At 38.2% G+C, this 16,638-nt stretch carries 13 protein-coding genes; 11 read left to right on the top strand and 2 right to left on the bottom strand.

The window, feature by feature from the left end:
* Positions 1 to 39: 39 nt before the first annotated feature.
* Complete coding sequence (gene blaI, locus SPD53_RS08645; RefSeq protein ID WP_156855162.1) at positions 40 to 420, top strand: penicillinase repressor BlaI; 381 nt, start codon at positions 40 to 42, stop codon at positions 418 to 420.
* A gap of 147 nt (positions 421 to 567) precedes the next feature.
* Positions 568 to 966 carry a hypothetical protein gene (locus SPD53_RS08640; RefSeq protein WP_188857707.1) on the top strand — a complete coding sequence of 133 codons (399 nt, stop codon included), beginning with the start codon at positions 568 to 570 and terminating at the stop codon, positions 964 to 966.
* Positions 967 to 1,218: 252 nt separating this feature from the next.
* On the opposite strand, the gene SPD53_RS08635 is transcribed toward SPD53_RS08640, so the two are convergent.
* Both SPD53_RS08635 and betB read right to left on the bottom strand, forming a co-directional pair.
* Entirely contained in the window at positions 1,219 to 2,427 is a 1,209-nt protein-coding gene (locus SPD53_RS08635) for an iron-containing alcohol dehydrogenase (protein ID WP_188857709.1), read from the bottom strand.
* A 207-nt stretch (positions 2,428 to 2,634) separates the two neighbouring features.
* Positions 2,635 to 4,104, bottom strand: coding sequence for a betaine-aldehyde dehydrogenase (betB, locus tag SPD53_RS08630; protein WP_188857712.1), 1,470 nt, complete (start codon positions 4,102 to 4,104; stop codon positions 2,635 to 2,637).
* 290 nt (positions 4,105 to 4,394) lie between these two features.
* Here betB and cudC point away from each other — a divergent pair, with 290 nt between their 5' ends.
* From cudC to nhaC, 9 genes are all read left to right on the top strand, one after another.
* The gene (gene cudC / locus SPD53_RS08625; protein ID WP_156855152.1) at positions 4,395 to 4,952 is read left to right on the top strand and encodes a choline uptake/conversion transcriptional regulator CudC; all 558 of its coding nucleotides are present in this window, start codon (positions 4,395 to 4,397) and stop codon (positions 4,950 to 4,952) included.
* Between the two features lie 24 nt (positions 4,953 to 4,976).
* On the top strand, positions 4,977 to 5,882 hold the full coding sequence (locus tag SPD53_RS08620; RefSeq protein ID WP_336252279.1) for a glycine betaine ABC transporter substrate-binding protein: 906 nt from the start codon (positions 4,977 to 4,979) through the stop codon (positions 5,880 to 5,882).
* A gap of 711 nt (positions 5,883 to 6,593) precedes the next feature.
* The gene (locus SPD53_RS08615; RefSeq protein WP_188857717.1) at positions 6,594 to 7,397 is read left to right on the top strand and encodes an APC family permease; all 804 of its coding nucleotides are present in this window, start codon (positions 6,594 to 6,596) and stop codon (positions 7,395 to 7,397) included.
* Positions 7,398 to 7,572: 175 nt separating this feature from the next.
* Positions 7,573 to 9,636: a sigma 54-interacting transcriptional regulator gene (locus tag SPD53_RS08610; RefSeq protein ID WP_336252303.1), complete on the top strand. Its 2,064-nt coding sequence runs from the start codon at positions 7,573 to 7,575 to the stop codon at positions 9,634 to 9,636.
* 227 nt (positions 9,637 to 9,863) lie between these two features.
* Positions 9,864 to 11,231, top strand: a complete 1,368-nt coding sequence (locus tag SPD53_RS08605) for an aminotransferase family protein (protein WP_336252278.1) — start codon at positions 9,864 to 9,866, stop codon at positions 11,229 to 11,231.
* Between the two features lie 312 nt (positions 11,232 to 11,543).
* A complete protein-coding gene (locus SPD53_RS08600) occupies positions 11,544 to 12,656 on the top strand; it encodes a C45 family autoproteolytic acyltransferase/hydolase (RefSeq protein WP_188857719.1) in 1,113 nt (370 codons plus the stop codon).
* Complete coding sequence (locus tag SPD53_RS08595) at positions 12,643 to 14,064, top strand: NAD-dependent succinate-semialdehyde dehydrogenase (protein WP_336252277.1); 1,422 nt, start codon at positions 12,643 to 12,645, stop codon at positions 14,062 to 14,064. The genes SPD53_RS08600 and SPD53_RS08595 overlap by 14 nt, the downstream gene beginning before the upstream one ends.
* A 23-nt stretch (positions 14,065 to 14,087) precedes the next feature.
* Positions 14,088 to 14,738, top strand: coding sequence for a GNAT family N-acetyltransferase (locus SPD53_RS08590; RefSeq protein ID WP_229782700.1), 651 nt, complete (start codon positions 14,088 to 14,090; stop codon positions 14,736 to 14,738).
* A gap of 202 nt (positions 14,739 to 14,940) precedes the next feature.
* Positions 14,941 to 16,383, top strand: a complete 1,443-nt coding sequence (nhaC, locus tag SPD53_RS08585) for a Na+/H+ antiporter NhaC (RefSeq protein WP_156855136.1) — start codon at positions 14,941 to 14,943, stop codon at positions 16,381 to 16,383.
* Positions 16,384 to 16,638 lie beyond the last annotated feature (255 nt).

The following is a 16,638-nucleotide window of genomic DNA, read 5'->3' as shown; positions in this document are numbered from 1 at the left end:
AAATGTTTTTCAGCAAATATAATCGGGAGGTCGGTAACAGTGTCTAAACATATACCTAATATATCCGAAGCGGAATGGGAAGTTATGAACGTTCTTTGGGAAAAAGCCCCGCAAACAGCGAATGAAGTAATTTCTTCTTTACAGGAAAAAACAGACTGGAAGCCTAAAACCGTACGCACACTTCTTGATCGCCTCGCACAAAAAGAAGTAGTTGGTATTAATAAAAATCAAAAGATCTATACCTTCTATCCCAAATACTCTCAGGAAGAATGTCAGCGTGCCGAGGCAAAATCCTTTATTAAACGGATTTATGGTGGAACGGTAAAATCCATGCTCGTTCAGTTTATGGAAGAGGAATCTTTGTCTGAAGAGGATATTAAAGAGTTACGTACGATTCTAAATAAAAATCAGAAAAAGTAATGTTTTAAGGTGGGAGGGCACAGGTACCCGTTCTTTTACCTTGCAACATTGAAACAATACAGAACCTTCCCTATGTTTATTATCATAGATTTATAGTAAACTAAAGCTATTCTTTTATTCATCCAAAGCAGTTTTAGGAGGCTTCCAGTGAAAGAAATAATTATTACATTGGCAGAAATAGTGAATGACATCCATGATCTATTGACCGATATGTTCGGTTTACATATGACAGATAAACAGCTTCATTTCTGGATAATTGGTATTATTGGAATGGTTACATTCTTCATGGTGCATTTCTTCTTTAAAATTATTGAAAAGATGAAATGGAGTACGACTATTCTTTCCTTTGTTTATACGTTTACGGTAATGGTTGTCCTTGTCTTTGCTATCGAACTGCAGCAAGCAATTACGAACAGGGGGAATATGGAATTTGCTGATGCAGTGATGGGGTTGTGGGGATTTATAGTATTCTTTCTGGTTTATGCTGTAATAGCAATACTCGTTTATTTCCTATTTAAGACATTTAAAAAGAAAAAACGGAGATAGTTTTTCGTATGAAATGATGCAAATTTAAGAACTCTATATTACTATTATATACAGCGTGATTGTTAGGTGTTTGTAGTTTCTCTTTTGTATTAGCGAATTTGTTCTGGTCATTTACTAAGGGTATATTCAGAGTACCTCCTCTATGACTGTACTGTTGACGTAATCGGATAACGAACCTGTCCCGCAGTCTAAATAAAAATAGCTCCGTTCATTATAATAATGACCGGAGCTGTTTTGCTGCCTGAAATAAAATTAGAGAGTTTTAGGAACCAAGTTAAAGCAACGTTTGTAAATCCACTTATAATCTTCTTCCGTCAAGTCGCGTGGGTTACCTACTGTTTGTGGATCTTTCATTGCTTCTTTTGCAAGCCTATCAATCATGTCAGGGGATACACCTTGTTCTTCTAAATTTGGAATATCCAAGTCTTCTGCAAGTTTATAAACTTCATTAACCGCTGCTTTTGCTGCTTCGTCTGTTGTCATATTGAATGTATTCACGCCGAGCGCTTGTGCGATTCGAGCAAATTTAGCTGGATGACCTTTCCAGTTATATTCCATGACAGGGCCCATCATCGTTGCAACACACTGACCATGTGCAACCGGGATAATACCACCGAGTGTTTGAGACATTGCGTGCGCTGCTCCTGCTGATTCACTTCCGTAAGATAAACCTGCAAGCATGGCAGCTTGAGCCATTCCGTATCTTGCTTCAATGTCACCGCCATCTGCGTAAGCACGACGAATATATTTTCCAACATATTCGATTGCAAGTAGTGCGACTGCATCTGTAACCGGTTGGGCATAATGCATCGTGTAGCATTCGATGGCATGTGCAAGTGCGTCAATACCTGTCATTGCCGTAACGTGTGGAGGCATGGAAACATGTAATTCCGGATCAATAATCGTTAAGTGCGCAGCGATAAGTGGTCCGCCTGTATTAAATTTGAATTCACGTTCCTCATCTGTAATCACTGCCCATTGTGTTACTTCTGAACCAGTTCCAGCGGTGGTAGGGATTGTTGTTAGTGCTGGAATTCGGTTCTCAAGCGGCTTTTTGCCTTCCGCTGCTTCATACTCTAAAACGGAAGCATTATGAGCTATTTCAACACCAATTGCTTTTGCTGTGTCCATGGAGCTTCCTCCTCCTACAGCAACAAGCCCATCACAGTTATCTTCTTTGTATTGTTTGCTTCCTTCTGCAATAAGACGTACCGGCGGGTTTGGTTCTACTTTATTAAATAAAGAAATCTCGATTCCAGCTTCTTTTAAATAGTTCTCAATTGGCTTTGTTACACCAGCTTCATAGATTCCCGGGTCGGTAACTAATAGTGCTTTTGTAACGCCAAGGTTTTTAACTTCTTCTCCAATATGCTTGATAGATCCAATCCCGTGTTTAATCGCTGTTGGTAGTTCGAATTGGTGAAAATTATACATTTGTTCAACTTTCATATTTAAACTCATTAATAAATACCTCCTAAGTACTTTTAAGTGTTTAGACATTTATAAGATTTCATGGCTGTAGATTATTTGTATTTACTGCATCAGCCGCGTCCACTCTGCGCCAAGCAACTAGCAGATCTTTTGATGGGACGAGCAATGCGGCGCTGTCCCAGGCGCCCGCGAAACGAATCGCGAACTGAGCCTGCAAGGGCGCCTCCGCTTTTGATATTAAAACCAGTTCATTGTTTCCGGTTTCAAATTATGGAATATATGTTTTGTTTCTTGGTATTCTTCCAGTCCCATGCCTCCTAGTTCGCGGCCAATTCCAGATTGCTTATAGCCTCCCCATGGAGCGTGTGGGAAGTAGATATTAAAATCATTAATCCATACGGTACCCATGCGCATTTTTGCAACACAGCGTTCTGCTTTTACGATATCTTTTGTCCATACACCGCCGGATAGTCCGTAAATGGAATCATTTGCTAGTTTGATTGCTTCTTCTTCGGTTTTGAATTTCTCCACTGTAATTACAGGACCGAAAGCTTCGTCTTGAACAACACTCATGTCGGTCGTGCAATTCGTCAAAATGGTAGGCAGATAGAAAAAACCATTTTGGAGTTCTGCATCATCTGGACGTTTGCCTCCGACTGCGACAGTTGCTCCTTCTTTAATTCCTTTTTCAACATACCTTTCGACCTTTTTTAAATGCTCTTCAGAAATAAGTGGTCCCATCTGTGTTGTTTCATCAAAGCCATTACCGAGTTTAATCTTTTTCACTCGCTGGGTCAGTGCGTCGACAAATGTATCATGGATGCTTTCCTCGACGATGATTCTCGTTCCGGCTGAACAGATTTGTCCAGCATGAAAATATACAGCGTTTAAGGCTTGATCGATTGCTACTTCTAAATTGGCATCGGCAAAAATAACATTCGGGTTCTTGCCACCGAGTTCGAGTGCGATTTTTTTCATGTTGTGACTTGCAGCCTGCATAATGGTTTTTCCTGTTTCGATTCCGCCGGTAAAGGAAATTAAATCTACATTTTTGTGACTCGAAAGCTCTGCGCCAACTGTGTTTCCAGGGCCAAGTACAAGGTTGGCAACACCTTTAGGTACACCGGATTCTTCGATTAATTCAAAGATTTTAATATGTGTAAGTGGCGTAATTTCACTCGGCTTGATGATGAGTGTGTTTCCAGTGACGAGAGCTGGAGCTAGTTTCCAAGAAGCTTGAAGTAGTGGGTAATTCCAAGGAGTAATTTGCCCACAGACACCAACAGGTTCTTTCACTACTTTGCTGATCGAATTCGGGATGGGAGAGTTTATTATTTCGCCTCCATCTTTATCGGCAAGCTCGGCATAGTAACGGAAGACACCGGCAATATCTTCCATATCCCACCGGCTTTCTTCTAGTGTTTTTCCGGTATCTAATGATTCAAGTTTTGCAAGTTCTTCTTGATCACGGTCAATCAGGTCCGCGATTTTTTTAACGATCTTGGCACGTTCTGTAGCTGGCGTATTCGGCCAATCGCCTTGATCGAAAGCTTCTCTTGCTGCAGCGATTGCTTTTTCGGAATCCTGTGCGTTTCCATCAGCAACAACCGCAATGACCTCTTGGTTATACGGATTAATAATATCTCTTGTATTTCCGGAGATTGCTTCAACCCACTGGCCATTTATGTATTGTTTTTTTATGTCCAATACCGAAACCTCCTCATTTTGTTACGTTGCTTTGTTGTTAAGTTTGTTAAGAAAAAATTTAACGTTTTGAACAAATTTAATCTAACACATAAAAAAGTGTGTGTCAAAGAGATTTAGTCATTTTTTAACACATGTATGCTAGGAAAAAATAGTTTTATAAATTAATATATATAGGTAACGAAGCGGTTTGACATGTTTTCATCCACTTGACATTTATTTTAGAAAGAGTAGTATTAAGTTTGTTAAGAAAAAATTTAACAAAATGAACAATAGGCAAGGAGAGTAAGTCATTGGGAAGCTTAAATGATAAAGAAGCGAGAGAAAAATTGGACTTTGCCAAGGATCAAGTCATTGGTGCTATCGCAGAAACGATGGATTTATACGGAGTGACGCCAGCCGCCGGTAGGTTGTACGCCACGATGTATTTTGAAGATAAAATGAATTTGGATGAGATGCTTGAAGAAATCGGGATGACTAAAGCAAGTATGAGCACAAGTGTGCGTAAATTGCAGAACATCGGTTATGTAAAGCGTGTTTATACGAGGGGCTCAAGAAAACATACTTATACAGCGGAAAAGAATTTCTTTAATACCTTTATGTCCTTCTACTGTCAACAATGGGAGCGAGAAGTAAGTATGAACTTGGATGCAGTTCAACTTGCTGAAAAGGAATTAGCAGAAATTATTAATGATGAGTCAATAGCAGATGAAATAAAAGAAGAAGCGAAAGAGCATTACGACATGTTGAATGAATCGAAAGTATATTATCATTGGTTAAGAAAATTAGTAGCAAGTATTCGTTCAGGAGAAATATTTGAATTTTTACCAAAGGAAAATGAAGAAACTTAAATTTTACGGGAGGCAATCTAATTCATGAGTTTGAGAAGGGGAATATTATTTGTCTTTACTTTTTTGATGATAGGTGTTCTTGCGGCATGCGGCAATGGAGATGCAGAAGGTGCATCGTCAGAAAGCGCTGCAGAAAGTGCGGATGAGACGATCGATATTGGACAAATTAGTTGGGCAGAAAACATTGCTGTCACAAATATGTGGAAAGTCATTCTTGAGGAAGAAGGATATGATGTTGAGTTTCACTTATTAGATATGGGGACACAAATGGCAGCACTCGCAAATGATGAATTGGATGTCAACTTGGAATTTTGGCTGCCGGTTCAAGATAAGAACTATCTCGAGCAATATCAAGAGCAAATCGATTTTTCAGAAGAGGTTTGGTATGACAATGCTAAAGTTGGATTAGTTGTACCAGCATATATGGAAGATATCAATAGTATTGAAGATTTAAATGAGAACAAAGAACTGTTTGAGAGCCAGATTACTGGATTTGATCCTGGTGCCGGAACAATGGATACTACCGAGGAAATGATTGCAGAATACGAGTTGGACTTTGAGCTTGTACCAAGTTCCGAACCAGCGATGCTTACGGCAATTGAGGAAGCAATCCGTGAAGAGACCCCAATTGTCGCGCCATTATGGAACCCACATCGTGTGTTTTCGGAAATGGACTTAAAATATCTAGACGATCCTAAAAACATGTTCGGGGAAACGGAAAAAATTCATCACGCGAAAAGATTAGGTTTTGCTGACGATTTCCCAGAAGTTAATCAATGGTTAAAGAACTGGAAAATGGATGATGATTCCATTGGGGAATTAATGAGCTATGTAGCTGAAGCGGAAGAGGCTGGAGAAGAACCGATTGTTGGTGCAGAAAAATGGGTTGAAGACAATCAAGATTTGATTAACGAATGGTTAAGTGAATAAGTAGAAATAAAGGGAACGTAATCTCCTCTCCTCTCCTCTCCTATGTTGATGGAGAGTGGGTTCGTTCTTTTTTTATTGTTTGGAAGATTATAAAGTGAAACTTCATTAGTGGGGGTATTACAGACCGTTAATGCGTGATAAAATTGCTCTACATCACTGTACCGAGAAGACTTTACATAGTACAGTTGACTAGCTCAATATAATAAACGGACAGCTTCAGTAGCGAATTCAAGCAAGGTAAGTGTTTTCAGATGTTGATAAGATTTTTCAGCCTGAGTGAACTAGAATCTTGTTCAAATGGGAATGAGACTCCTCTATTTACCCGAACGGACTGGAATCTGCTTCGTTCGATCGATTAGAACCTTTCTATTCACTCGAATGATCTGGAGTCTGCTTCATTCGATCAATTAGAGCCCCGCTATTCACTCGAACGGACTGGAATCTAGTTCATTCGATCGATTAGAGCCCCGCTATTCACTCGAATGATCTGGAATCACCTTCAAACGAGACATTAGAACCCTCTAATGTCTCAATTGAAGTTTTGGAATCGTGTCCATAACTATAATGAATTGCTGGTTTCACTAATTATACCAGAGAGTAGTTTACTGTTTCAGCTGCGAAAGTTGAAACCTTACATACAGACTCCACGGTTATGCGCTCATAACCTAAATAGTTAAAAGTTTATGAATAAGAATATAAAATTATGCGGTATTGCATAACAATTTTATTTACGATGGATATTCTTTTCCGCAAATAGTCGCAGGAGCCGCGCTGCTTTGTTTCTCCTTTCTTGGATTTGATGCCGTTTCAACTTTTTCAGAAGAAGTGAAAAATCCAAAGAAAAATATACCGCGTGCCATTCTTATCGTAACTATTATCGGAGGGATAATATTTATTATTGTCTCCTATCTCGCTCATAATGTTTGGCCCGACTATAATAGTTTTAAAGATGCTGATGCTGCATCTTATGAAATCATGGCGCGTGTCGGAGGAAGCGCTTTAGAATCAGCATTTTTAGCTGTAACTGCAATTGTTGTATTTGGTTCTGCCTCTGCAGCACAAGCAAGTGCTTCTCGTGTTTTATATGCCATGGGGAGGGACGGGCAACTTCCGAAAAGTTTCTTTGGGAAACTGAGTAAGAAAACAAAAGTTCCAGTCAATAATATTTTGCTGATTAGTTTATTATCTTTATCAGCTTTATTCTTAAGTCTAACCTTGGTTGCTTCCTTTATTAATTTTGGAGCATTAATTGCTTTTGCTTTTGTAAATATTTCGGTTATTGTTTTATACTTTGGTAAAAAAAGAAAGCGCTCTCTTCGCGGGGTTATGAAGTACTTTATTATTCCTTCAGTAGGATGTTTGTTAAATGTTGTACTCCTATTCAACTTAGATAGTTATTCTAAAATATTGGGAAGTATTTGGTTCGGGCTTGGTGTGTTATATTTGATATTTTTAACAAAAGGATTTAGACAGAAGCTTCCGGAGATGGAAAAGGATAAAGATAAGGCTGTGTAAAATAATAATATCCGCGCGATAATGAATACTGACACGATTTTACTAGTTGAATAAAACAGAAATAGTATTATGATTATTTCGAATACCGTGATACAATGTGAATTGATCTGTAAAAGGGGTGCTTATATTGAATCAGACAATTTCTAGTAAATTAAAACCTATATTTGCAGTTTCAATGGACATTGATCAAGTATGTTTTTCAGAGCAAATAGCAAATCGCATGGATCCTTATGTATTTTTAACGAAGAATAACGAATTAAGTGCATACGTGGATTTAAGAGATTTGAAAACATCAGGAAAGAAGAACGAAGATTTATGTGTAGAACAAATACGTTCCAATGCAATATCGATAAAAAATATAGAGATATTCAAGCCGGGTAAGGAAATTACCATGTCGTTTGTATTCAAAGTGCTTGGAAACCCGATTGTTTTAGTTAAGAACAATGAAGATGAATTAATGGGATATATTACCCGAGAAGACATGCTGATTGGTTTGTTTCGTAAAGAGAAAAATATTAATATACTTAAGTTACTCTTGGGTTCAATACCGATGGGTGTTTTTGTAGTTGACCACAATCAAAAAATTATTAATTGCAATGAAACTGGTCTAAATATGATCCAATCCGCAAGCAGTGAAGTAATGGGAAGCGATGCAGGTCAGATTTTCAATCAGGAAAAGTTGAATAACGTGTTCTCGACAGGGGCAATTCTGTTAAATGAAATTCATTTTATAAATGAAATGGGCGTATTGGTTGATTATAGTCCAATTGAGTCGGCAGAGGGAAATGTTGAAGGCGCTATCATTATTGTGCAGGATCTTCCAAAAGTGGGGGAAATGGCACTTGAAATGGAAGCAGTCAAAGATTTAAACAGGGATATGAATGCCATTCTGTCTACCATCTATGATGAACTTTTAGTTATTGATAACAAAGGAACTCTTATACGACATAGCGAGAATTACATCAAAGATTTTTGGCCGAGGCCCCTTAAAGAGCTGATTGGTGAAAATATTTTGGAGTTAGAGAATGAAGGTGTTTTTTCTCCCTCTGTAATAAGGTTGGTCTTAGAGAAGAAAGAAAAGGTTTCCGTCGTTCAAGAAACAATAAACGGAAAAAAGATATTAGCTGTAGGGAATCCTATTTTTAATAGTGCAGGGGATTTACAAAGAATAGTTGTGGCTTCGAGAGATATTACAGAAAATACGAAACTAAGATCCGAACTAAAACAAACGAAGGAAATGACGAAAAAGTATGAGCAAGAACTGAATCGCCTAAAAAACAAGGAGGATCCCTCAAAAGATATTATTTATGGCAGCTTAAAGATGCAAAAAGTTGTTAATCAAATTGAGAAGATAGCAAACTTTTCTTCTACTGTATTAATCCAAGGTGAATCGGGAGTAGGGAAAGAATTAATCGCACGTGCAATACACACGAAGAGTAACCGATCAGATAAGCCATTTCTAACAATAAATTGCGGCTCTATCCCAGAGAATTTACTGGAGAGCGAACTCTTTGGATATACGAAAGGCTCGTTTACCGGGGCTGATTCTCAAGGGAAAAAAGGGTATTTTGAACAGGCAAATGGCGGGTTGTTGTTTCTTGATGAGATTGGCGATATGCCAATGTCGTTACAAGTGAAATTGTTGAGGGTATTACAAGAGGACGAAGTTGTTCCTATCGGGAGTGTTACACCAATTCCTATTGATGTCCAGATTGTTGCCGCGACGAATAAAGACTTAAAAAAGCTGGTGGAAGATGGAAGTTTCCGAGAGGATTTATATTACCGGATTAATGTTATTCCAATCCATGTTCCGCCCCTTGGAGAGAGACCGGAAGATATTCCGTTATTAGCTTATCATACCCTTGAAAAGTTAAACCACAGATATGATAAAAATTGCTACCTTTCACCAGAAGCATTAAATTTATTAGAAAGCTATTCATGGCCTGGCAACATCCGCGAACTACAAAACTTAATTGAACGACTATTTGTAACCGCTGATGAGGAAGTAATAACGGCTGAATTAGTAGAACACTTTTTGTCACATGAAACAGTTCATAAGCCGTTCCCTTTAATTAATGGGATTGTTCCCCTAAAACAAGCAAAGGAAGAAATAGAGGAGCAGTTAATTATATTAGCAATGAAAAAACATAAAACAACAATAAAGGCTGCTGAAGCGCTTGGGATTAGCCAATCTGCAGTTAGTCGAAAATACCAGCAAATTTTACAAAGGGAAAATTAACGGTATAAGTAAAAACCAACTTTCATAAAAAAGTTGGTTTTTATGCATTATTGCATAATGTTATCTGTTAATGCATAAATAAACCGATGTAAAAATCTTAATAGAATTAAAGTTTAGTAATGTAAAAGCCAGATCACCATATATTACGCGATTTTTTACAATGAAAATAAAAGTTGGCATGAATTTTGCTTTATATTATTTGAATACTAAAATTGGAGGTTTTAATTATGGTTAAAGAAGTCTCTGTCTTAAAGTCGAAAACTGATGAACTAGCTGAATTAGATAAAAAACACTTTATCCATCCTACTTCAGCACCTAAAAAAGGTGCTCAAGATGGACCGGATATTATTTTTTCTGATGGTCAAGGTATTTTTGCTAATAATTTAGAAGGTGAAGCTTATATTGACGGGATGTCAATGCTTTGGAATGTGAATATCGGTCATGGTCAAAAAGAACTTGCAGAAGCTGCGCATGAACAAATGTTAAAAATTGCTTACTCTTCGGCATTTAAGGGCTTTTCGAATGTGCCAGCTATTAAACTTGCTGAAAAATTAGCATCTATCGCTCCAGGTGATTTAAATTCAGTTTTTTATACTTCGGGTGGTTCTGAATCAAATGACACCGCTTTCAAGCTATCGAGATTTTATTGGTCATTAAAAGGAAAACATGAAAAAAAGAAAATTATTGCAATGAGAGACGGATATCATGGTGTAACACAGGCTGCGCAGAGTGCTACTGGGATTCCAACAACACACGAATTTGCGGGAGCTAGTGTGGAAGGGTTTTACCATGCAACACCGCACTTAACAAATTGTGAATTGGGCGATAAAAATGATCCAAATTATGAACAGTCTATTCGATATCTTATTGAGAAAGAAGGAGCAGATACAATTGCAGCGGTAATTATCGAACCGGTTCAAGGGGCAGGCGGGGTAAACATTCCACCTGAAGGTTATTTACAAGCCGTTAGAAAACTTTGTGATGAGTTCAATATTTTATTTATCGCGGACGAAGTGATTTGTGGATTTGGCCGCACAGGAAAAATGTTTGGTGTTGAAAATTGGGAAGTAGTTCCTGACTTAATGTGTATTGCTAAAGGGATTACAAGTGGTTATTCGCAGCTGGGAGGCGTAATGATTAGCGATACAGTAAGAGAAGCTATCGTAAATTATGAAGGAGTAATGGCTCATGGCTTTACCTATAGCGGACATCCTACAGCATGTGCAGTAGCGCTGAAAAACATTGAAATTATAGAACGTGACGGTATCGTAGAAAATGCCAAGGCGATGGAAAAAGAAATGCAAAAAGGATTGGCATATCTGGAAGAAAAGCACGACATTATAACAAATAGCCGCTCTATTGGACTGCTTGCTGCATTTGAACTATATAATCCTGCAACTGGTGAACATTTCGATCCATCTTTACAAGCTGCAACGAAAGTGGTTGATGAATGTTTTAATCGCAAGCTTATTCTCCGAGCTATTGGGGATTTCAGAGTTGCAATCGCACCACCACTCGTTATTAACAAACAAGAAGTTAATGACATGATCGACATTATTGATGAGTCTATCACCGCTTTTAAAAAGACGATCTAGTAATACATAGTGAACAAAGGCGCAAGCGCCCGTTTAGCAACGTACAAACTGGAGCACTCCGGAATGAGATAAAGGAAACACAACGAACGATAGTGAGTTGATGTTGACTTATCGATTGGAGGAGTGGGAAGTTTGCTAGTTGCTGGGCGCTGGAGCCGGACGTGGCTAGCGTTGGATACCTAAGTTATTACAGTAATTTTATTTTATAGTTTCTTATACAGGTTCAAAAAGTCCCCACATCTATCAGGAGACTTTTTGAACTTACAAATCTATTATGGACAGAAAAGTAAGCATGATAAGCGAGGGAAGATAATGATTAACAAACTAGTATTAAGCGGATCAGCGAGGGATATAGGATATAAGCATGGTGCATATGGAAAAAAAGAAGTTTTACAAAGTCTAGAAACATATGAAAAATTATTTCACGGCTATCAGCATATTGATTGGTCAGAAGCAAGGGAGCGTGCGCTTACGCATCTTGATGCAATAGAAAAATACGATGTAACCATGATTGAAGAAATGGAAGGGATTGCAGCAGGTGCGGGGGTAGATTTTGAAGATATATTAGCTCTTAATGCGCGTAGTGAAATTGCACTGGCCGGATATAAAGGAACATCATTTTCAGATGGCTGTACAGCAATAGCAGTTACCGAACCAACTATATCAGAAACAATTATTGGTCAAAATTGGGACTGGAAGCCTTCGCAAATAAATAGTCTTTTATTACTGAATATACAACATGAAGGCAGGCCGGATATAACGATGGTGACGGAGGGAGGAATGATCGGGAAAATTGGTTTTAATTCTTCCGGTGTAGGGATATGCTTTAACGCATTGATTACTGATAAAAAGTCAGATGAAGTTCCGATCCATTTAGGGTTACGGGCAGTCCTTAATTCTCATTCTTTAACGGAAGCTATTTCAAAAATCAAAGGGACGCAAATGGCTTCTGCTGCTAGTTTCCTGATTGGTTATGATGAAGGAAATGGAAATGGAATAGCTGTTAATCCTGAGGTGTCTCCATTTGGCATTGATTATGTTGGAGGAGAGGACGGGAAATTAGTACATACAAACCATCTTCTATCCGAAAACATTAAACAGAATTTAAAAGATATGAACGAATTCAGATTTGATGATTCGATGCTTCGTAAAAAGAGAGCGGAACAGCTTATAAATACAACCATTGCAAATAAAGAGCCAATAGACGAAGAAACATTCAAAACATGGCTTTCAGATGAATTTAATGCACCAAATTCTATTAACCACTTTGAAAACGAGAGAGCACCAGAACACCGGAGAATGGAGACTGTTTTTTCTATCGTAATGAATCTATCAAAAAGAAAAGCATATCTTCGGGTCGGAAAATCTCTTGATAACAATAAATACGAAGAAATCAGCTGGAGGAATTCGAATGCTATATATTAATGGTGAATGGATACAAACAGATGAAAAAATAAAAGTCGTAAACCCCGCAACAGGTGAAATAATTGAAACCGTTTCAACAGGTGGGAGAGCGGAAACGAAAAAAGCAATTGCAGATGCAAAAGAAGCATTTAAGCAATGGAAAAAAACAACTGGTAATGAACGAAGTGCCTATTTACAAAAAGTGGTTCAATTAATGAGGGAAAAATCAACAGAATTAGCGGAAACGATTACGAAGGAAAATGGAAAGTCATTAAAAGATGCGAAAAGCGAAGTAGCCGGTGCGATAGCTTATTTGGAGTGGTATGCCGAGGAAGCGAAACGAGTTTATGGTGAAACTTTACCAGCATCACAGCAGGAAAAACACCTCATGGTAATTAGACAGCCTATCGGTGTATGTGCTGCTATTACTCCGTGGAACTTCCCGCTCTCAATGATTACAAGAAAGCTAGCTCCAGCGCTGGCTGCAGGGTGTACGGTTGTATTAAAACCCGCTCCTGCTACACCTTTATCTGCAATAAAAGTTTTTGAATGTTTTCATGAAGCCGAAATCCCTCATGGCGTTGTAAATCTTTTAATTGGACCGGCGGAAGAAATAGGAAGCGAAATGACTAGCAGTTCAGATGTACGAAAGATTACATTTACAGGCTCAACCGCTGTTGGTAAAATGCTTCTTCGTGATTCTGCTGCGACTGTTAAAAAAGTATCGATGGAGCTTGGCGGTCATGCCCCATTTATCATCTTTGAAGATGCGGATCTAGACGAGGCCGTTCGTGGAGTGATGCTATCCAAATTTAAAAATACCGGGCAAACATGTATCAGTACAAACCGTATTTATGTGTCAGAAAGTATAGCGGAACAATTTGGAGAAATGTTAGCGGAACAAACAGCGCAACTAAAAGTAGGAAATGGAATGAACGCTGACGTCGACGTTGGACCACTAATTAATGAAGATTCATTGAAGAAAGTAAAAGCTCAAGTTGAAGATGCGGTAGAAAATAATGCAAAAGTGCTTTGTGGCGGAAATGTATACAAAGAAAATGACTTAAACGGTTATTTTTATGAACCAACTGTTATTCAATACGCTAATGAAAATATGAAAATCGCAACAGAAGAAACCTTTGGCCCGGTTGCACCGATCTTTACGTTTAAAGAGGAAGAGGAAGTCGTGGAACGGGCAAATGGCTCATCATACGGACTAGCTGCATATTGTTATACAAAAGATTTGGGACGTGGATTACGTATGATGAAGGAACTTGACTTTGGAATAGTAGGTATTAATGATTCGTTGCCAATTGTAGTTCAGGCGCCATTTGGCGGCGTGAAGGAAAGTGGAATGGGTAAAGAAGGTGGAAAATACGGATTGGAAGAATACCTGGAAGAAAAGTTTGTCTCTATTAGTACAAAATAATGAATAGGAAAGGAGTTAAAAAAATGCCGGAAACAAAATCAATCCAGCTCGGTGAAAATATGACAATCCGAAAGATTCAACAGGAAGATCTTGATGAAGTGGCAGAGCTATCTTATACATGTTTTGGGCCGGACATGTCCCTAACACGTGCGAACTTGGCAAGTCAAATAGAGATTTTTCCAGAAGGTCAGGTCTGCTTGCAATATGAAGGAAAAATAGTAGGTTCAGCGTGTAGTTTAATTGTTGACTTTGATGATTATGGTGAAGAACATTCCTATACGATGATTTCTGATGATGGTTATATTCGAAATCATAATCCGAATGGCAGTAATCTTTATGGAATAGAAGTAGGTGTTCATCCAGAATTCAGAAAAATGAAGATAGGGAAGTATTTATATCAGGCCCGCAGAGAGATATGTAAAAATCTAGGGTTGAAAAGTATTATTATAGGTGGGCGTATCCCGAACTATTATAAATATGCGGCTCGATTAACACCTGAAGAATACGTAGAGGAAGTAAAAAAAGAAAATATTTATGATTCCGTTCTTACATTTCAGCTTAAAAATGGCTTTAAATTAAGAAAGGTAATGCGAGGCTATTTAATGGGAGATAAAGAATCGCTTACAAATGCTACATTAATGGAATGGCATAATCCGGATTATAGGGAAGAATAATTGGATTACAGGATTTTAAATCAAACTAAATGAACAAAAAGAGTCTCCTGATTTCACTGTTGACATGGGGCCGCTCTTTTATGGTTCCATGAGTATTTACTATGGTAAGTGGTTTCGTTGATTTACTGTATCTGTCTTGAGAATTATCTTGCTTGTGGGAAGGAAGGTCGATTTAACTAAAGTGAAACAAGGAGAGGTGTAAATGAGTAAGGAAAACAAGCAGTTAGGAATTAGAAAACCAACATTATTCGAAGCTTTGATTCCGATTATATTCATGATTGTCGCTTTAGTAATTGGCATTTTTGTATATGATACAGATCCGCATATTCCATTATTGCTAAGTGCTGGAGTCGCCGCCATAGTTGCATTTAGACTTGGGTTTAAATGGTTCGAAGTTGAAAAAGGAATGTTGGATGCCGTTCGTCTTGCTCTTCAAGCGATTGTTATTCTTTTAGTGATCGGAACGATAATTGGTTCTTGGATAGCAGGTGGTATTGTACCAACAATGATTTATTACGGACTCAATATACTTTCGCCAAGCTTCTTCCTTGTGGCAGCTTGTTTAATATCATGTGTTGTATCTATCGCTTCTGGAAATGCCTGGACAGCGGCAGGAACAATTGGAATTGCAATAATGGGTATTGGACATGGACTTGGCATCAACCCGGCTATGGTTGCGGGAGCTGTTATTTCAGGTGTTTATTTTGGGGATAAAATCTCACCACTTTCTGAAACAACGAATCTTGCTCCAGGCATTGTCGGTGGAGAGTTGTTTGAGCATATTAAACATATGCTTTATACAACGATACCAGGTCTCGTCATTTCGTTAATACTGTTTTCAATTCTTGATTTTAGATATTCTGGTGAAGGTGCAAGTATTTCCGAAGTACAGGTTTTGCAAACTCAATTGAATGAGATCTATAGCATTTCACCATGGCTGCTGTTAGTACCGTTATTCATCATTATCATGATGATCTTTAAAATCCCGGCACTACCAGGTTTAGTTATCGGTTCCATACTAGGTACAATCTGCTCAATTGTTGTACAAAAAGTACCAGTAGGTGATGCGATTAATATATTATATTATGGGTATTCCATCGAGTCGGGAAACCAAGTAGTTGATAATCTATTAAATAATGGTGGAATAGAGTCCGTATTGTATACGGTTTCATTGATTATTATTGCAATGTGTTTTGGTGGTGTTCTTGAATTAACAAAAATATTTGAAGTGCTAGTTGAGGAGATTATTAAATTTGCCCAAAAAACTGGCAGCCTGATAACGGCAACAGTAGTTACATGTATTTCCTCGAACATTGTCGGATGTGACCAATATATGTCCATTATTGTTCCAGGCCGAATGTATGCGGAAGAATATGATAAGAGAGGACTGAAGTCGAAAAACCTATCCCGGACATTGGAGGATGCAGGAACGATGACTTCACCTCTTGTACCATGGAATACTTGTGGAGCATTCATGGCGACCACATTAGGTGTATCGACACTAAGCTATTTACCATTTGCATTTCTATGTTTAATTAGCCCTTTAATTGCTATTATCTATGGCTTTACAGGGTTTAAAGTAGAATATAAAGAAGGTTATAAACAGGAAGCAGATCCGCCGATGTTAAAGGAAATGGTGAAGTAAAAAAATCTAAACTACTTGCACTCCTCGTTTAAAGTGAAACTTCATTCAGTGGGGAAATCCTTCCCTCCCCACTGAATGTTAGTTGAACAGAATCAGGTATTTACGGATTGTTTACCCCCACCCTTCACATATTGGGTTTCCTTTCTGTTTAGGGGTAGGGGTATTACAGACCGTTAATACGTGATAAATACGGCATAGGATTGTTTCTAGTAGATTTGGAGCAACGATTTACCTTTCATAGTAGAGAGAATACTA

The sequence above is a fragment of the Oceanobacillus sp. MO10714A genome, from assembly GCF_037072045.1.
Classification (GTDB): domain Bacteria; phylum Bacillota; class Bacilli; order Bacillales; family Amphibacillaceae; genus Oceanobacillus; species Oceanobacillus indicireducens.
The sequence above is the reverse complement of the archived record's forward strand: the minus strand, read 5'-3'. Positions and strand labels throughout refer to the sequence as shown.